18 protein-coding genes are annotated in these 17,909 nt (G+C 69.0%); 12 read left to right on the top strand and 6 right to left on the bottom strand.

The window, feature by feature from the left end; genetic code table 11:
* Together ACWFRF_RS21775 and ACWFRF_RS21770 are read left to right on the top strand one after the other, a co-directional pair.
* The gene (locus tag ACWFRF_RS21775) at nt 1-1,458 is read left to right on the top strand and encodes an ATP-binding protein (RefSeq protein WP_378991251.1); all 1,458 of its coding nucleotides are present in this window, start codon (nt 1-3) and stop codon (nt 1,456-1,458) included.
* Entirely contained in the window at nt 1,451-1,798 is a 348-nt protein-coding gene (locus ACWFRF_RS21770; protein ID WP_378633825.1) for a UBP-type zinc finger domain-containing protein, read from the top strand. Before ACWFRF_RS21775 ends, ACWFRF_RS21770 begins: the two co-directional genes overlap by 8 nt.
* Before the next feature lie 7 nt (nt 1,799-1,805).
* On the opposite strand, the gene ACWFRF_RS21765 is transcribed toward ACWFRF_RS21770, so the two are convergent.
* The gene (locus ACWFRF_RS21765) at nt 1,806-2,270 is read right to left on the bottom strand and encodes a hypothetical protein (protein WP_378991201.1); all 465 of its coding nucleotides are present in this window, start codon (nt 2,268-2,270) and stop codon (nt 1,806-1,808) included.
* A 76-nt stretch (nt 2,271-2,346) separates the two neighbouring features.
* Between ACWFRF_RS21765 and ACWFRF_RS21760 the strand changes: the two genes are divergently transcribed.
* From ACWFRF_RS21760 to mnhG, 8 genes are all read left to right on the top strand, one after another.
* On the top strand, nt 2,347-4,590 hold the full coding sequence (locus ACWFRF_RS21760; RefSeq protein WP_452451924.1) for an AAA family ATPase: 2,244 nt from the start codon (nt 2,347-2,349) through the stop codon (nt 4,588-4,590).
* A gap of 72 nt (nt 4,591-4,662) precedes the next feature.
* Nucleotides 4,663-5,940: a hypothetical protein gene (locus tag ACWFRF_RS21755; RefSeq protein WP_452451922.1), complete on the top strand. Its 1,278-nt coding sequence runs from the start codon at nt 4,663-4,665 to the stop codon at nt 5,938-5,940.
* Between the two features lie 114 nt (nt 5,941-6,054).
* The gene (locus tag ACWFRF_RS21750; RefSeq protein ID WP_378991206.1) at nt 6,055-8,844 is read left to right on the top strand and encodes a Na+/H+ antiporter subunit A; all 2,790 of its coding nucleotides are present in this window, start codon (nt 6,055-6,057) and stop codon (nt 8,842-8,844) included.
* Complete coding sequence (locus ACWFRF_RS21745) at nt 8,841-9,224, top strand: Na(+)/H(+) antiporter subunit C (protein WP_378991207.1); 384 nt, start codon at nt 8,841-8,843, stop codon at nt 9,222-9,224. Before ACWFRF_RS21750 ends, ACWFRF_RS21745 begins: the two co-directional genes overlap by 4 nt.
* Nucleotides 9,221-10,816, top strand: coding sequence for a Na+/H+ antiporter subunit D (locus ACWFRF_RS21740; RefSeq protein WP_452451921.1), 1,596 nt, complete (start codon nt 9,221-9,223; stop codon nt 10,814-10,816). Before ACWFRF_RS21745 ends, ACWFRF_RS21740 begins: the two co-directional genes overlap by 4 nt.
* Nucleotides 10,813-11,367: a Na+/H+ antiporter subunit E gene (locus tag ACWFRF_RS21735; protein ID WP_452451919.1), complete on the top strand. Its 555-nt coding sequence runs from the start codon at nt 10,813-10,815 to the stop codon at nt 11,365-11,367. Before ACWFRF_RS21740 ends, ACWFRF_RS21735 begins: the two co-directional genes overlap by 4 nt.
* Nucleotides 11,364-11,624 carry a monovalent cation/H+ antiporter complex subunit F gene (locus tag ACWFRF_RS21730; protein WP_067450173.1) on the top strand — a complete coding sequence of 87 codons (261 nt, stop codon included), beginning with the start codon at nt 11,364-11,366 and terminating at the stop codon, nt 11,622-11,624. The genes ACWFRF_RS21735 and ACWFRF_RS21730 overlap by 4 nt, the downstream gene beginning before the upstream one ends.
* On the top strand, nt 11,621-11,923 hold the full coding sequence (mnhG, locus tag ACWFRF_RS21725; RefSeq protein WP_378991213.1) for a monovalent cation/H(+) antiporter subunit G: 303 nt from the start codon (nt 11,621-11,623) through the stop codon (nt 11,921-11,923). The genes ACWFRF_RS21730 and mnhG overlap by 4 nt, the downstream gene beginning before the upstream one ends.
* Here mnhG and ACWFRF_RS21720 read toward each other — a convergent pair.
* The 5 genes from ACWFRF_RS21720 to ACWFRF_RS21700 all read right to left on the bottom strand — a co-directional run bounded on the left by ACWFRF_RS21720 (nt 11,920) and on the right by ACWFRF_RS21700 (nt 16,189).
* Nucleotides 11,920-13,272 (bottom strand): DUF5933 domain-containing protein, encoded by a 1,353-nt coding sequence (locus ACWFRF_RS21720; RefSeq protein ID WP_452451917.1) that lies wholly within the window; start codon nt 13,270-13,272, stop codon nt 11,920-11,922. The two genes, mnhG and ACWFRF_RS21720, sit on opposite strands and share 4 nt — an antisense overlap.
* Before the next feature lie 50 nt (nt 13,273-13,322).
* Nucleotides 13,323-14,465, bottom strand: coding sequence for a glutamate--cysteine ligase (locus ACWFRF_RS21715; protein WP_378991215.1), 1,143 nt, complete (start codon nt 14,463-14,465; stop codon nt 13,323-13,325).
* A gap of 12 nt (nt 14,466-14,477) precedes the next feature.
* Complete coding sequence (gene sodC, locus ACWFRF_RS21710) at nt 14,478-15,173, bottom strand: superoxide dismutase[Cu-Zn] (protein ID WP_378633796.1); 696 nt, start codon at nt 15,171-15,173, stop codon at nt 14,478-14,480.
* An 89-nt stretch (nt 15,174-15,262) separates the two neighbouring features.
* A complete protein-coding gene (locus ACWFRF_RS21705) occupies nt 15,263-15,820 on the bottom strand; it encodes a LytR C-terminal domain-containing protein (protein WP_378991216.1) in 558 nt (185 codons plus the stop codon).
* A 42-nt stretch (nt 15,821-15,862) separates the two neighbouring features.
* Nucleotides 15,863-16,189 (bottom strand): DUF3263 domain-containing protein, encoded by a 327-nt coding sequence (locus tag ACWFRF_RS21700; RefSeq protein WP_378991218.1) that lies wholly within the window; start codon nt 16,187-16,189, stop codon nt 15,863-15,865.
* A gap of 172 nt (nt 16,190-16,361) precedes the next feature.
* On the opposite strand from ACWFRF_RS21700, the gene ACWFRF_RS21695 reads away from it, so the two are divergent.
* Nucleotides 16,362-16,952 (top strand): peptide deformylase, encoded by a 591-nt coding sequence (locus ACWFRF_RS21695; RefSeq protein WP_378991220.1) that lies wholly within the window; start codon nt 16,362-16,364, stop codon nt 16,950-16,952.
* Complete coding sequence (locus ACWFRF_RS21690) at nt 16,942-17,901, top strand: N-acetylglutamate synthase, CG3035 family (protein ID WP_378991221.1); 960 nt, start codon at nt 16,942-16,944, stop codon at nt 17,899-17,901. The genes ACWFRF_RS21695 and ACWFRF_RS21690 overlap by 11 nt, the downstream gene beginning before the upstream one ends.
* The last annotated feature ends 8 nt before the right edge of the window (nt 17,902-17,909 follow it).

The raw sequence follows: 17,909 nt of genomic DNA, 5'->3' as shown, positions 1-17,909 counted from the left end.
ATGATCTGCGATCCGGAAGAACTGCGCACCCTGTTCCTGTTCGAGAAGCTCGACGACTCCCAGCTCGCCGAACTGTGCGCCATCGGGCGCATCGAGTACGTCGAACCGGGCCCGGTGTTTCGCGAGGGTGAACCCGCCACCTGCTTCTACGTGCTGATCGACGGCGAGGTCCGGCTCACCAAACTGTCCGGCGGGGTGGAGATCGAGATCAACCGCACCGACCATCGCGGGGTGTACGCGGGCGCCTGGATGGCCTACCTGGGCGATCGGGCGAACCAGGACTACAACGGCTCGATGTACGTGCTGCGCCGCTCCCGGTTCCTGGTCATGGACGCGGCCGATTTCTCCCGGATCATGCACGAGTGGTTCCCGATGGCCGTGCACCTGCTCGAGGGCGCGTTCTTCGGCGGGCAGAAGTCGAACCAGCGGATCGCCGAACGCGAACGGCTGCTCGCGCTGGGATCGCTGTCGGCCGGGCTCACCCACGAACTCAACAATCCCGCCGCCGCCGCGGTGCGCGCCACCTCCGGCCTGCGCGAACGCGTCGCCGGGATGCGGCACAAACTGAAGATGATGGCCGAGGGCAAGTTCCCGGCCGACGCGCTGGTCAAGCTCGTCGAGATGCAGGAGCAGGCCGCCGACCAGGTCGCCAAGGCACCCGACCTCAGCCCACTGGAAGCGGCCGATCGCGAGGACGCGCTGGCCGACTGGTTCGAAGAGCGCGGCATCGCCGACGGCTGGAATCTGGCGCCCACCTTCGTGCAGGCGGGCCTGGACACCGACTGGCTGGAGGGTGTGCACGCGACCTTGGAAGCCTGCCAGGCGCCGGTGTTCGAGGGCGCCGTGCGCTGGCTGAACTACACCATCGAGACCGAGTTGCTGATGAACGAGATCTTCGACTCGACCACCCGCATCTCCACTCTCGTCGGGGCGGCCAAACAGTATTCGCAGATGGATCGCGCGCCCTATCAGGTCGTCGACCTGCACGAACTGCTCGATTCCACCCTGGTGATGCTCAACCGCAAACTCGGTGACGGCATCCGCGTGGTGAAGGACTACGACCGCGCGCTGCCGCCGATCCCCTGCTTCGCCGCCGAACTCAACCAGGTGTGGACCAACCTGATCGACAACGCCGTCTACGCGATGGGCGGCGAGGGCACCCTGACGATCCGCACGTTCAAGGAGAACGACTGCGCCGCCATCGAAATCGGGGACACCGGGCCGGGCATTCCCCCCGAGGCGCGGGGCCGGATCTTCGAGCCGTTCTTCACCACCAAACCGGTCGGCGACGGTACCGGTCTCGGTCTCGACATCTCGTTCCGGATCGTGGCGAACAAGCACAACGGTGACATCCGGGTGGAATCGGAACCGGGCAACACGCGCTTCATCGTCCGCCTGCCGTTGCACCCGGCGGCGGAGGATGTCAGCACACCTACTACAGGAGGTCTAGATGGCTGAAGCGGGGATCGATCCGAGCGTGCCGCCCAGTGGCGCCGGGTGCGTCGAATGCGACGCGAGCGGCGGCTGGTGGGTGCATCTGCGCCGCTGTGCCGAGTGCGGGCATGTCGGCTGCTGCGACAGCTCTCCCAGCAAGCACGCGACGAAGCATTTCGAGGCCACCGCGCACCCGTTCATGCAGAGCTACGAACCGGGCGAGGACTGGTTCTACAACTTCGCCAGCGGCGAGATGTACAGCGATGGTCCCGAGCTCGCCGCGCCGACCAGCCATCCCACCGATCAGTCGGTCCCCGGACCGGCCGCGCGGGTCCCCGCGAACTGGCAATCGCTGCTGGGCTGAGCGATGGCTAGGGCTTCATCCCGGCGGCGTCGGCAACCGGCTTGTCGGCATTGGCCGGGACGAGGCAGACCAGCTTCACAGTGCTGAGCGCCACGTTGGGGCTGCCCTCGAACGGACCGCCGGGGTGTGCCGCGAGGATCTGATCGATGGCCTTCTTCTCGCCGTCCGGGTCGAGCGTCTTGAACTGTGTGCAGGTGATGTCGGTGCCCGCCGCGGCCGAGCTCGGCGCCGCACTCGACGTGGGCGCCTTGGTGGCGGTGGCGGACGCGCTGGAGCTCGGCGTGCCCTTGCGCAGCCCGCTCGCATCAGCGGAGTCGTCGGACCCGCACCCGACCAAGGTCAGGGTCAGTGCCCCGGCGGCCAGAACGGCGAGGGAGATTCGGTTCATCTGCTGCTTTCCCCGGTAGATCGCGGCGCCGGCACCTCCGGCGCGTCCGGTGCAGCGTACCGACTGGCGGCGATAGTTCGTCATGTCAGCCAGAATGGCCGTCTGACCTTGCCGTCGGCCTATCGATTCCTGATCGCGGCGAGAAGGGCAGAATGGGGCGGTGGCTGAACTTTCGCTCACCGCCCGGCTCAATCCCTCCGCAGCCGACGCTCGTCGCGGGGTGGTGCGCCTGCACCCCGAGACGCTCACCGCGCTCGGCCTGCGCGAATGGGACGGCATCGCGCTGATCGGCGCGCGCCGGACCGCGGCGGTGGTGGCGAAGGCGCCCGCGGACAGTCCGCCGGGGGTGGCGCTGCTCGATGACGTGACGCTGTCGAATGTGGGACTGCGGGAGAACGCGGCGGTGACGGTCGCCCCGGTGACAGTCTTCGGCGCCAGACAGATCTCGCTGAGCGGCTCGGCGCACGCTGTGGCCAGCATCCCGGCGGCCACCCTGCGGCAGGCGCTGCTCGGCAAGGTGGTGACCGTCGGTGACACGGTGTCGCTGCTGCCGCGCGATCTCGGACCCGATATCAGTTCCTCGGCGGCCACCCAGGCGCTCTCGCGTGCCTTCGGGATCGCCTGGACCACCGAACTGCTCACCGTGACGGCGATCGAGCCCATGCCGGGACCGGTGAGCGTGCAACCGAATTCGGCCGTCGGCTGGGGTGCGGGTGCGGCAGCGATCCAGCACACGGTGGAACGTGACGGCGATGTGCGCCAGTCTTCGAGCAAGCCCGGCCAGCAGTGGTTTTCGGAGCCGGATCAGCCGGGATCCGGCGCCGTGAAGGTGAGTTCGGGGAGCACGCCGGTCCAGATCGAGGATCTGGCGGGTGTGCAGAGCCAGGCGGCCAAGCTGGCCGAATGGCTGAGCCTGGCTCTCGATGAGCCGGAGTTGCTGAAGACGCTCGGCGCACCGGCGCATCTCGGTGTCCTCATCACCGGACCCGCCGGAGTCGGCAAGGCCACCTTCGCCAAAGCTGTTGTCGCACCGCGTCGTATCGTCGAGCTCGACGGCCCGAGCGTCGGCGCGACCGAGAGCGGCACCCGGCTGCGTGAGGTCGCCGAGGCGGTGGCCGATGTCGCCACCGGGCAGGGCGGCGTGCTGCTGATCACCGATATCGACGCGCTGCTGCCCGCCGAGGCCGAACCCGTCGCCACCCTCGTTCTCGACCAGCTGCGGGCCGCGGTGCGCGCACCGTGCGTTGCCCTGCTGGCCACCACCGCCCATCCGACACAGGTGGATTCGCGTCTGCGCGCTCCGGATCTGTGTGATCGCGAACTGGCGTTGCCGCTGCCCACCGCGGCGATCCGGCGGGCACTGCTGGAACAGCTGCTGCGCAAGGTGCCGGCGGGAAAACTGGACCTCGATGTGATCGCCGCACGCACACCGGGTTTCGTGGTGGCCGACCTGACCGCGCTGTGCCGGGAAGCGGCCGTGCGCGCGGCAGGCCGGGCCAGCAGGGAGCACACCGAACCCGAACTCGTCCAAGACGATCTGATCGGCGCGCTCGACGTGATTCGCCCGCTGTCCCGTTCGGGCACAGAGGAATTGGCGATCGGCTCGCTCGACCTCGACGACGTCGGCGACATGATCGAAACCAAACAGGCACTCACCGAATCGGTGCTGTGGCCGCTGCGCCACCCCGACTCCTTCGCCCGCCTCGGCATCGAACCGCCGCGCGGGGTCCTGCTCTACGGACCACCCGGCTGCGGCAAGACGTTCCTGGTGCGGGCGCTGGCAGGGACCGGCCAGCTCAGCGTGCACGCGGTGAAAGGCGCTGAGCTGATGGACAAGTGGGTCGGCTCCTCCGAACGCGCGGTGCGCGAGTTGTTCCAGCGGGCCCGCGACTCGGCACCCTCGCTGATCTTCCTCGACGAGGTGGACGCGCTCGCCCCCCGACGCGGCCAGAGCAGCGACTCCGGGGTGTCGGACCGGGTGGTCGCCGCGCTGCTCACCGAACTCGACGGCGTCGAACCCCTGCGTGATGTGGTGGTGGTCGGCGCGACCAACCGCCCCGAACTGATCGACCCCGCACTGCTGCGGCCGGGTCGGCTCGACCGCCTCGTCTTCGTCCCGCCACCGGACGGCCCGGCCCGGCTCGAGATCCTGCGCACGGCGGGACGCTCGGTGCCGCTGGCCCGGGATGTCGACCTGGCCGCGCTGGCAGAGGATCTCGACGGCTACTCGGCCGCCGACTGCGCCGCCCTGCTGCGCGAGGCCGCGCTCTCGGCACTGCGCCGCGATATGGCCGCCGCCGACGTCACTGCCGAGGACGTGGCCACCGCCCGCGCGAGCGTGCGGCCGTCCCTCGACCCCGCGCAGGTCGAATCGCTGCGTCGCTATGCCGAGAGCAGGGTTTGAGGCCGAACTCGCCACCCTGATCCGGCCGCGACATCCCCGGTGCGGGCGTGTGTCGCCGGTAACGTCGGCACGGTGCCCAAGATCGGTGATGGTCTGGACGTGGTCACGGCGTTCGCCGGCGCCGCGGCCGCGGGGATGTCGCTGTTCCTCCCGTTCAGCTTCGGTGACGATTCGTCGATCGATTCGCCGTACCGCGTCACCAGTCTGATCAACAGCGTTCCCCGCGCGGCCGCACTCGGTCTCATCGTCGCTGTCGTCGTCGCCGTGCTGGCCAGGCCGATCACCCGGCCGGGGCTGATCTGGCTCACCGCGACGGGCGGGGCGGCGGCGCTGGCGATCAACTACTTCATCGGCGAGGCGATGACCTCCGCCGACGTACTCACCACCCAGAACTACATCGACTCGCTGTGCGGCGGTGTGCTGTTCGGGGCGCTGTGCATCTGCGCGTGGCGGATGCGCTGGTCCGCGGTCGGTTTCGGGCTCGGGGTCCTGGTGGTGTTCGTCTACGGCGAAGTCGTGGCGGTGTTCACCTCGAACGCCGCGGCGACGGCGGACAAGGCCGTGCACACCCCGTTCTGGCTGATCGGCTCCGCCGTCGTGCTGCTGGCGGTGAACACCGCGCGCCATCGGCACGGCATCATGCTGCCCGCGGTGCCGCGGATGGCGGCGGATCTGCCGATCGCCCCGATCATCGCCACCACCGTGCTGTCGCTGTCGCTGCTGATCGCCACCGAGTGGCTGGGCCGCGAGTTCGACGGCCGCCGCGGAAACTCCTGGCAGGTCGCGCTCGCCGTGATCGTCACCCTCGTGGCGGCGTTCGTGGCCGCCGCGCTCCTGCCGGGCCGCGACGGCACCGGTGTGCTGATCGCCGTGAGCGTCGCCGCCGCGGCCGATTCACTCAGTGACGCACCCCGCCTCGGCTGGCATCTCGTCCTCGTCCTGGTGGTCGGTGTGGTCGCCATCCTGGCGGGCCTGCGGTGGGCGACACCGTGGGGCGTGTTGCTCGGCGTCACCGTGATCTGCGGTTTCGCCATTGTGGCCGAGCGTCTTCCGTGGGCATTCGTGTGGACGGCCGGGGTGGTGCTGCTGACCTGTGTCACCGGTTTCGCGATCGGCTCGATCCGGGTCAGCTACCTGCCGAGCGCGATGCTGGCGCTCGGTGCGCTGTACCTGCCGTCGATCCTGTGGTCGATTCCCACCGGGCAGCGGCACTGGCCGACGGGCAGCACCGCCGTCGCCGATCGAGTGCCGGGGCAGGTGGCACTGGCCATCACCGTCGGCGCCGCGGCCGGACTCGCGGTGCTGTATCAGATCCGGCCACCCGCGCAGCCACGGGCGGCGCAGCCATAGCCGGACCGCTCGCGACATGGCCGACGCGACAACCTCGGTGCCGCCGAACATCCCGTCCGCGCCCGTAGGATCGGGACGCGCTACTCGACCGCTACCTACCCGACGGAGGGGGAGTTGCTAGCCGTACTGCTCGTTCACGCACTGGCCGCCCTCCTGGCCCCGCTGTGTGTACGAGTGCTCGGCCGCAACGCTTTCTACCTGCTCGCCCTGGTACCGCTGGGCAGCCTCGGCTGGGTGATCGCGCACTGGGGAACCACCGTGCGCACGCATGTGCAATGGGCGCCGCAGATCTCGATGGACATCGATCTGCGCTTCGATGCCCTGTCCGCGGTGATGTGCACGCTGGTGCTCGGCGTCGGCGCGCTGATCCTGGCGTACTGCGGGCGGTACTTCGAGCGTGACGAGGCCAGGCTCGGGGTGTTCGCGGCCGAGCTCACCGGGTTCGCCGGTGCCATGTTCGGGCTCGTCACCAGCGATAACATGCTGCTGCTGTACGTGTTCTGGGAAATCACGACGGTGCTGTCGTTCCTGCTCGTCGGCCACTACGCCGAACGCGCGGTCAGTCGAAGAGCCGCGATCCAGGCGCTGCTGGTGACCGGCGCGGGCGGGCTGGCGATGCTGGTCGGCATCGTCGTCCTCGGGCTGCGCTACGACAGTTTCCTGCTCTCGGACCTGCTCGCGGCGAGCTCGGTCCCGGCCGGGAGCGCGGTGCCGGTCGCGATCGGTTTGGTGCTGATCGGGGCGATCAGCAAATCGGCGATCGTGCCGCTGCACTTCTGGTTGCCCGGCGCGATGGCGGCGCCGACACCGGTGAGCGCGTATCTACACGCCGCCGCGATGGTGAAAGCCGGTATCTACCTGGTGGCCCGGCTGGCGCCCGCGCTCGCGCAGACCCCGCCCTGGCATCTGATGCTGCTGCCGCTCGGCATCGTCACCATGCTGCTGGCCGGGTGGCGGGCGATCCAGGTACACGATCTCAAGCTGGTACTGGCGTTCGGCACCGTCAGCCAGCTGGGGCTGATGATCATGATGATGGGCATCGGCACGCCCGACGCGGCGCTGGCCGGGCTCGCTCTCCTGGTGGCGCACGGACTGTTCAAGGCGTGCCTGTTCATGGTGGTCGGCATCATCGATCACGGCGCGGGGACCAGGGATCTGCGCAGACTGTCCGGGCTCGGCCGGCGTGCGCCGGTGCTGTGCGCGATCGCGGTACTCGCCACGCTCAGCATGGCCGGGCTGCCGCCGCTGCTCGGTTTCGTCGGCAAGGAGTCGGCGCTCGGCGCGCTGTGGTCGGCCGAGATACTGAGTCCGCCGGTGCGGTTCGCCCTGCTGGCCGGGGTCACCGTCGGGTCGGCGTTCACCGTGGCCTACAGCATCCGATTCGTCTGGGGCGCTTTCGGAGTCACCGCGAATCCCGAACGCGCGGTCACCTGGCACGCGCCCGGCCCATTGCTGCTCGGTCCACCCGCGGTGCTCGCCGTGGCCGGGCTGGCCGGCGGTCTCGACACCCAGGCGGTCGATCGATGGTTGAGCCCCTACGCCGAGTCGCTGCCGGGCGTGCTCGACACCCATCTCGCCCTCTGGCACAGCTTCACCGGACCGCTCGCGCTGACGGTGGTCATCGTCGCGGCCGGTATCGCCCTGTTCCTGATCCGCGGCCGGATCGGCGAACCCGCGCACCCGCGTCTCGGCAACGCCGATCGCAACTACGACGCGGCCCTGCGCGCGATGGACCGACTGTCGTTGCGTATCACCGGAACCGTGCAGTCCGGTTCACTGCCCGCCAGCCAGGCCACCATCCTCGGCACGCTCATCGTGTTGCCGACGGTCATGCTCGCGATCGGCACGCGGACCGGAGTGCAACTGCGACTGTGGGATTCACCGTTGCAGGCGGCGATCGGCGCGATCATGATCGCGATGGCGCTGGCCGCCACCGTCTTGCGCAACAGGTTGGCCAGCGTGCTCGTCGTCGGGGTGACGGGCTACGGCTGCGGCGTGATCTTCGCGCTGCACGGCGCCCCCGATCTCGCACTGACCCAATTCCTGGTCGAGACACTGACTTTGGTCGTCTTCGTGCTCGTGTTGCGCGCCTTCCCGGCGGAGATCGCCGAAAGCCAGGGCACGGCGTTCAAGTTCCGCCGGGCACTGCTGGCCGTCGGCGTCGGCATCACCGTCCCCGTACTCGCCGCGTTCGCCATCGCCGCCAAGCACGGGAACCCGATCTGGGACGCCATCCCCGATGCCGCCTATCGGATCGGCGGCGGCAAGAACGCGGTCAACGTCTTGCTGGTCGACATCCGCGCCTGGGACACCCTCGGCGAGATCTCGGTGCTCGTCGTCGCCGCGACCGGCGTCGCGTCGCTGGTCTTCCGCAGCCGCCGCTTCGGCAGCGCACCCCGCGCCGCCGATTCCCCGAACTACGATCCCGACGCGGTGAGCTGGCTGCCCGCCGCCCGCCTCCTCGATCGCCGCGATCGCTCGATGGTCCTGCAGATCACCACCCGCCTGGTCTTCCCCACCATCATGGTGCTGTCGGTGTACTTCTTCTTCGCCGGCCACAACGCGCCCGGCGGCGGCTTCGCGGGTGGCCTGGTCGCCGGATTGGCCCTGACCCTGCGCTACCTGGCGGGTGGCCGATACGAACTGGGCGAAGCGCTCCCGGTCGACGCCGGGCACCTGCTCGGCGCCGGCCTCACCCTCGCGGCGGGCACCGCGACCGCGTCGCTGCTGCTCGGCGCACCGCCGCTGTCCTCGGCGATCATCGAGGTGACGCTGCCGCTGCTCGGTCACCTCAAACTGGTCACCGCCATGTTCTTCGACCTCGGCGTCTACCTGGTGATCGTCGGGCTGGTGCTGGACGTCCTGCGCAGCCTCGGCGCCCGCCTGGACAAGGAAATCCGATGAGTGCCGACCTCGTTCTCCTGATCACCATCGGCGTGCTCACCGCGTGCGGTGTCTACCTGCTGCTCGAGCGGGTGGTGTCGAAGATGCTGCTGGGGATGATCCTGCTCGGCAACGCGGTGAACCTGCTGATCCTCACGATGGGCGGCCCGGACGGGAAGCCACCGATCCTCGGCAGCGCCGACACCTCCCCCGACGGCATGGCCGATCCCCTCGCGCAGGCGATGGTGCTCACCGCGATCGTGATCACCATGGGCCTGGCGGCTTTCGTGCTCGCGCTGGCCTATCGCTCCTACATGCTGACCACCACCGAAGACGTGACCAACGACCCCGAGGACGCCCAGGTCGCCGCCCGCCGCGAACGGGAGGATCCCGAACAGTGACCCTGTCCCCGGAACTGTTGCCCGCCATCGCCCCACTGCCCGTACTGGTTCCGCTGCTCGCCGCCGCGGCGACGCTGGTGTTCGGCCGCCGCCCACGGCTCCAGGCGATGATCACGCTGACGGCACTGTCGGTGGTGCTGCTGATCAGCGCCCTGCTGCTGTATCTCGCCGACCGCGACGGCACCACCGCGGTGCAGGTGGGTGGCTGGCCGACCCCGATCGGCATCACGCTGGTGGTGGATCGGCTCAGCGCCGCGATGCTGCTGGTCTCGGCCTTCGTGCTGCTCGTGGTGTCGATCTACGGTGCGGGACAGAACATCTCCGATGGTGGCGAACATCAGCCGACCTCGATCTACCGGCCCACCTATCTGGTCCTGACCGCGGGCGTGTCGACCGCGTTCCTGGCCGGTGACCTGTTCAACCTGTTCGTCGGGTTCGAGGTCCTGCTCGTCGCCTCGTTCGTGCTGCTCACCGTGGGCGCCACCGAGGAACGGATCCGCACCGGCATCGCCTATGTGATGGTGTCGATGGTGTCGTCGCTGATCTTCCTGATCGGCATCGGCCTCACCTACGCGGCGACGGGCACCCTGAATCTCGCGCAACTGGCCGTGCGCCTGGAAGCGACGCCCAGTGGCGTGCGCACCGCCTGCTACGCGGTGCTGCTGGTCGCGTTCGGGATCAAGGCGGCGGTGTTCCCGCTGTCGAGCTGGCTACCCGACTCCTACCCCACCGCACCCGCCCCGGTCACCGCGGTGTTCGCGGGCCTGCTCACCAAAGTCGGTGTGTACGCGATCATCCGCACGCACACGCTCTGGTTCCCCGACGGCGCGTTCGACGACATCCTGCTGGTGTGCGGACTGGCGACGATGATCGTCGGTATCCTCGGCGCCATCGCGCAGACCGATATCCGGCGACTGCTCTCGTTCACACTGGTCAGCCATATCGGCTACATGGTGTTCGGTATCGGTCTCGCCACCACCGCCGGCCTCACCGGCGCGGTGTTCTACGTGGCCCACCACATCCTGGTGCAGACCGCGCTGTTCCTCGCTGTCGGACTGATCGAACGCCAGGCCGGTTCGGTGTCGTTGCGCCGGATCGGCGGACTGGCCACCGCCAGTCCACTGCTGGGCGTGCTGTTCCTTGTCCCCGCCCTGAATCTCGGTGGTATCCCGCCCTTCTCGGGATTCATCGGCAAGGTCACACTCCTGGAAGCCGGTGCCGCCGAGGGCAGCGTCCTGGCGTGGGTGCTGGTCGCGGGTTCGGTGATCACGAGCCTGCTCACGCTGTACGCGGTGGCGCGGGTCTGGAGCAAAGCGTTCTGGCGACCACGTGAAGAGGCGCCGGAAGGCCATCTCACCGCGGCGAATCTACCGACACTGGTGGAGGATTCGACCGATGTGTACTACGAGGATCGCACCGATCCCGGCCGGATGCCGGTCCTGATGGTGCTGGCCACCATCGGGCTCGTCTCCGCGGGCCTCGCGCTCACGGTGTTCGCCGGGCCGGTCCTCGGCATCGCCGAGCGCGCCGCCGGCGACCTGAACGACCCGTCGGTCTACATCGACTCGGTCCTCGGCCCGGTGCTGCGATGAGCCGATTCGAGAATCGCGACAATATCCTTCGCGTCGCCGTGCTGATCTGGCTCACCGCCGTCTGGGTCGCGCTGTGGGGCGATCTGAGTCTGGCCAACACCCTCGCCGGGGCCGTTGTCGCACTGATCGTGGTCTTCGCCCTTCCCCTCCCGTTGGTCCCGGTGTCCGGGCGTTTCCATCCGCTGTCGTTTCTCGAATTGATCGCTGTCGGTACCTATTACGCGCTCGAATCGAGCTTGCAGGTGGCCTGGTTCGCGATTCGGCCCAGCGGCCCGCCGGTCTCCGGCGTGCTGCGCGTGCATCTGGGCATCCAGTCCGATCTGGTGCTGGTGATGTGCACCGATCTGCTCAACCTGATCCCCGGCACCATGGTCCTCGAACTCGACCGCGCGCGCTGCGTGGTCTATGTCCACGTGCTCGATGTGGGCAGCGACGAGGCGGTGGTGAAGTTCTACCGCACCACCCGGCGCCTGGAACACCTGATGATCAATGCCTTCGAACGACCGAGCGAACGCCGCCGCGTCGAAACACCACCGGAGGTGCAACCATGACTGTCGTCGCCGTCATCGCCGCCGTCCTGCTCACGGCCGCCGCGGTGATCACCAGCTACCGCGTCCTCGCGGGGCCGAGCACCCTCGATCGCGTCGTCGGTATCGATTCACTGATGGCCATCGCCGCGTCCGGGCTCGCGGTGTGGGCCGCCTACAGCGGCGACACCACGGTGATCCCGGCGATCGTGGCGCTCGCGCTGGTCGGTTTCCTCGGCTCGGCCGCGGTCACCCGATTCCGGGTCAGGGACGACCGATGAGCGTCTGGGAATGGGTGTCGGCGGTGCTGATCCTCACCGGCTGCGCACTCGCGTTCACGGCGTCGATCGGCATCGTCCGCTTCCCCGACACCCTCACTCGGATGCACGCGGCCACCAAACCACAGGTGGTCGGCCTCATGCTGGTTCTCGTCGGCACCGGCATCGACATCCGCGACGACGTCAATGTCTGGATGCTCGTGCTCACCGGCCTGTTCACGATCATCACCGCGCCGGTCATCGCCCATCTCATCGGCCGCACCGCCTACCGCGAACAGCGCCACCGCGACGGGTTGTTCTAGGTGGCGGGCGTCGCGATTCGCTCGAGGGCCGGTGCGGGCGCGGTGGCGAACCAGGTGTTGTGGAAGGCGATCGCGACCGCGGCCAGCAACCCGATGACGATCGCGCCCGCCGCCACCGGATACTCCGCCATCGGCACCGCCAGGTACCGGTAGGACAGCAGCAGCCCCGCGAACACCGCCGCCCCGAAGCCGACCAGCCGGATCCGGAAGCCGCCCCAACCCCGCTCGGGCGCGCGCAGCGCCGACTCGACGGTCAGGCACAGCACCGCGCCCGCCACGAGGTCGACGCCGTAGTGATACCCGAAACCCAGTGTGGCGGTGACCGTGGCAGCCAGCCAGAACGCCCCGCCCCAGCGCATCCAGACCGGGGCTCGCGACCCGTCGACATCGCGCCGGGTGTGGATGAACAGCGACAGTGCCCACGCGGTGTGCATGGAGGGCATGCAGTTGCGCGGGGTGAACTCGTCGAAGGTGAGCGCGGCCGGGTTCGAATCGAGCGGCGGCATCGCGGCGGGCCAGAAATTGCCCACCTGGAAGCCGTGCCCGTCGGCACCGAACGCGAACATCGGCCCGACCACCGGGAACAGCACGTAGAACAGCGGCCCGACCAGACCGAGCACCAGGAAGGTGCGCACCAGGTAGTGGGTCGGCCACTGCCCGGACGTGACCACGGTGCGCAACTGCCACACGGCCACCGCGATCGCGGCCACCGGCAATTCGATGTAGACCCAGTGCAGCACCGCGTACACCTCGGGCCCGAGCACATCCAGCACGCGCCCGACGACCCACGACGGATCACCGAGCGCGTGATCGGCGAGCAGCACGTATTCGTCGAGCACGGTGGGCCGCACCGCCGAAGTCAGGTGCAGCCACACATCGCCGACCTTGGTGGCCAGCACCAGCAGCGCACCGAGCGCGACGGCCGTCAACGCGTCGCGGCGTTCACGACCCCGCCATCGCACTGCCGCGACGACAGCCAGCGCGGCCAGCACGATCGTCGGCCCGTTGCCGACGGTGAACGGCTTGCCGTCGATGAGTCGCAGCGCGACCCACACCGCGTCGATCCCGATCGCGGCGGCCAGCGCGAACACCCGGCGGCGCGTGGAGATCCCGACGAGCGCGAGCACCAGTCCCGCCCACGGCACCGACATCGACTTGGGCGTACCGACGAAGTCGCGAGCCAGGCTGGCCAGCGGTCCGTCGAAACCCATGATCCACGCGACGATCTGCAATCCGACCAGCAGCGCGAGCACTGCGGCCACCCCGACGACGGCGAGTGTGCGTGGTTCACGCAGACGCGAACCGAGGGCGGCACCCCCCGCAACGTCGCGCGGATGTTCGACAAGCATCCGACCATCGTAAACGGCGGGTGAACGCGATCTCCCCGGGCAGCTGAACGCTACTGGTCCAGCTCGCGCACCAGCGCGTCGACGACCGCGACCATGTCGCCCTGTGTCTGCGCGGCGACCCGGCGTTGCCGCTGGTAGGAGGCACCGTGACGGGGAATGTCAGCCACCGCGGCCAGCTCGGCGGCGCAGCCGAGACGCTTCGCGGTCGGCTCCAGCCGGGTGAGCAGATCCATCAGATCGTCGGTGACCAAACGCTCATTGCTGGCGTCGTCGACGATCACGATCGCGTCGAGCCCGTAGCGCGCGGCGCGCCATTTGTTCTCCTGCACATGCCATGGCGGCAGCGTCGGCAGTTGCTCGCCGTTCTCGAGGCGCTGGTCCAGGTCGACGATCAGGCAGTGGATCAGCGCGGCCACCGAGGCCAGTTCGGTGCGGCTGGACAGCCCGTCGCACACGCGCACCTCGATGGTGCCCCACTTGGGCGCGGGCCGGATATCCCAGTGCATCCCACCGAGCTGTTCGAACACACCGGTTTTCATCTGGTCGTGCACGAAACCTTCGAACTGGCGCCAGTTCTCGAACTGGAACGGCAGCCCGGCGGTCGGCAACTGCTGGAACATCAGCGCCCGGTTGCTGGCGTAGCCGGTGTCGTCGCCGGACCACATCGGCGACGACGCCGACAGCGCGAGCAGATGCGGATACGACAGCAGCAGCGAGTTCAGGATCGGAAAGACCTTGTCCCGGTGCGACACTCCCACATGCACGTGGACGCCCCAGATGAGCATCTGGCGGCCCCACCACTGGGTGCGTTCGATCAGTTCGTCGTAATGCGGTGAGCGCGTGAGCTGTTGGGCCGACCACGCCGCGAACGGGTGGGTGCCCGCGCAGAACAGGTCGACACCGAGCGGATCGGCCGCGCGCCGCACCGCGTTCATGGTGCCGTGCAGGTCTTCGACCGCGCCGCCGACCGTGTCGTGCACGCCGGTCACCAATTCGACCGTGTTGCGCAGCAGTTCCTTGGTGACCTGCTGGGTGCCGTCGTGGGCGCGCAGGTCACCGACCGCGTCGAAGACCGCCGAGGCGGTGTTGGACAGATCCCGCGTCACCTTGTCGACGAGCGCGATCTCCCATTCGATGCCGATGGTCGGCCGGGGCGAACCGCGAAACGAAACCGACTCGAATGCCCCGGCCATGGGAGTGTCTCGCTAACCGACGACGCCGCACGCCACCCGGGCGCCCGCATCACCGGTGGTCAGCGTGGTTTCGTCCGGCCCGGTGCCACCCTCGCGGGTGTAGCGCGGCGGGATGTTGCCGAAGTTGTCGGCGCCGCCGTGGATGATCAGCGCCTTGCCCTTGACGTTGTCGAGGGTGACCGAGTCGGTCCGGGTGACCAGCTTCGCGGAGCCGTCGGCGCCGACCTGCAGCGAGGTGAGGTCACCGCTGGCCGGGTGCGCGGTGGCACCGCCGACCTGCAGATGCCCACCGGCCGAGGCGAAGTCGCCCTCACAGGTGCCGTTCTGGTGGAAGTGCAGGCCGTGGAAGCCGGGCGTCAGACCGCGCGCCTCGACGGTGACGACCAGGTGGCCACCCTCCTGGACGATGGTCGCGGTGCCGACCTCGGCGCCCGCACCGTTTTTGAGCGAGGTCTTCAGGCCGCCCGCCACGCCACCGTGGTCGTCGCCGTGGCCGGGAGCCGCGGTCTCCGACGGTGCGGCGTGACCGCCACCGTGACCGCCGCTTTCGCCCGCGGGTGCCGCCGAGCTGGTCCACACCGGCGGCGTGGTGCCCTTGACGTCACTCGACTCCTGGCTGTTGGTGCAGGCTGCGAGCCCGAACGCGGCGACCGCGAGCACCGGGGTCACAATGCGCCAGGACGGGCGACGAGTTGTCGACGTGGCCATCAGGGGACTCCTTATCGGACTGGGGCTATACCGCTCAAGATGATGCCACAGCGGCGACACGGCCTACGGCACCGCGTGCCGCGCCTGGTTCAGCGACCGGTCAGTACGACGACGACACCCGGCGAGGTGTCCCCCGACTTGGGCGCGACCGTCCCGCCGACCTGCTCGGCGATCTCGGTGGCCGCGGCCTTGTCGCGCGCGCCGCCGCCGTAATACACGGTGGTGGTGGTCAGGTTCTCACCGCTGTAGTTGCCGGTGCTCACGTTGGTCCAGCCCGCGGTGGTCAGTTCGCTCGCGGTGCGCGCGGCCAGGCCGGCGACCAGGCTGTTGTTCAGCACCCGCACCGATACCGTCTGATCCGTGCCGCCCGTCGCGGGTGCCGTGGTGGTGGTCGTCGGTGCGACGGAAGTCGTGGTGGTGGTCGGGGCGGCGGCCGCGCTGGTGGTCTTCGGCGCGGGCGTAGTGGCAGGCGCCTGCGCGACCGCGCTGGAGGTGGTGGTCTCGGTCTGCTCGGTATCCGATGCCACGGCATCGGAGTTCGACAGTGACATCGCACCCAGACCGGCGAAGACAATGGCCAGCGCGATCAACACCATCGCCAGCGCGCGCAACGGCGGGCCGCCGGGGGTGGGGTTCGGGTTGCTCACCCGCCCAACCCTAGTCGCAACGAAGGGTGTGTGGCCGTCATGTCAGACCTGGAAACCGAGTTTGCGGGCCGCACGCGATTTCTGCCTGCTCGCTCGCAGCCTGCGCAGCCGCTTGACCAGCATCGGGTCGGCGGCCAGCGCCGCGTCGGAGTCGACGACAGCGTTGAGGACCTGGTAGTACCGGGTGGCCGACATGGCGAACAGCTCGCGGATCGCGTCTTCCTTGGCGCCCGCGTATTTCCACCATTTGCGCTCGAAGTCCAGGATGTCGAGTTCACGACGACTCAGACCGGTGCTCTCGTCGGCGGCCGAATCCTGTTCGCCCGCAGTGTGGCCCTGCGCGATGTGCCGAGCTGCTGCGCCGTCCATCTTGCTCCCTCGCCGAGTATCACGAGATGGGTAGATACCGTCGTCATTCAACCACGGGTTCCCCCGATCCTTCGACCCATGTCACGGCGTGTTGACTGAAGGCCAGTAGGGGTGGCGCGGCCCACAGGGGTCCGCCGATCGTCCGCCCGCGCCAGCGGCGATAATGGCGACCATGGCAATTCTCCCGATCGTGATCGTCGGTGACCCCGTTCTCCACAACCCCACCGCGAAGGTGACGGAGACCCCCGCGGAGCTGGCCGAGCTCATCGCGGATATGTACGACACTCTCGAAGAGTCCAAGGGTGTCGGCCTGGCGGCCAATCAGGTCGGCGTCGGCAAGCGCCTGTTCGTCTACGACTGCCCCGACTTCGACGCCACCGGCAATCCCCTCCGCCGCAAGGGCGTGGTGGTGAACCCGGTGCTGGAGACCTCGGCGATCCCCGAGACCATGCCCGACCCCGATGACGACGAGGAAGGCTGCCTGTCGGTGCCCGGCGAGCAGTTCCCGACCGGTCGCGCGGACTGGGCGAAGGTCACCGGGACCGACGCGAACGGCGAGCCCGTGGAACTCGAGGGCACCGGCTTCTTCGCGCGCATGCTCCAGCACGAGGTCGGCCACCTCGACGGTTTCCTCTACGTCGACGTGCTGATCGGCCGCAATGCCCGCGCCGCCAAGAAGGCGATCAAGCGAAACGGCTGGGGCACACCGGGTCTGAGCTGGATCCCGGGAACGGTTCCTGATCCGTTCGGTCATGACGACTGATATCCCCCTCGGCCGCCGGGTGGTGATGCGGTACCAGCTGCCCGCGGGTTATCCCCAGCCACTCACCGACGTGATCGGCGAACTGGTGTCGCTCACGCCGCCGTCGGTGCGGACCGCCGAGGGTGAGCTGGTCTCGGTGTCCGCCGATCGCGTTGTGGCGTTGAAGGCGCTGGGGCCCAGGCCCATTCGGACCAAGGAGATCCGGTCGCTGGAGACCGCGGCGGCCATGGCCTGGCCGGGCAGCGCGCACCTGTGGATCGACGGCTGGCTGGTACGAGCGGGCAACGGCTACACCGGGCGCGCGAATTCGGCGGTGCCGCTGGGCGAGTCGGGTGTGCCCGCGGTGTTGTCGATCGACACCATGCGCAAGATCGCGGACTGGTACACGAGTCGGGGGTTGCCGCTGCTGCTGCAACTGCCCGACCGGCTCGCTCCCGTCCCGCCGACCTGGAACACCTGGAGCGAGACCGTGGTCCTCGGTCTCGACATCGCGAATTTCGTGCTGCCGCAGGGACCGTCGATGGTGCGCATCACCGACGAGCCAGAGGACGGTTGGTTGCGGACGCACCGCTACCGCGGCGAGATTCCCCTCGACCCCTCCGTGCGCGAACCGGACCGTGCCGTGCTCACCTCGGTCCTGGACGGCACTCTCGGTTTCGCGTCCCTCGGCCTGCCCGAACCCCTGTCCATCGGCCGCGGCGCGGTGACCACCGCCCCCGACGGCCGGCGCTGGGTCGGGCTCACCTGTGTGGCCGTGGCGACCGCGCACCGCCGCAACGGACTCGGCGCGCTGCTGTGCGCCGAACTGATCCGGTGGGGTGCCGAGCTGGGCGCGAGCCACGCCTACGTCCAGGTGGAGGTGGGCAATTCCGGCGCCCTCGCCCTCTACCGCGAACTCGGCTTCATGGAACACCACGCCTATCGCTACGCCGCCCCGCAGAGCCATTAGCCTCGAAA

This window comes from Nocardia sp. NPDC055165 (assembly GCF_053606985.1).
Note: the sequence above shows the minus strand (reverse complement) of the source record. Positions and strands in the feature narration are given on the sequence as shown.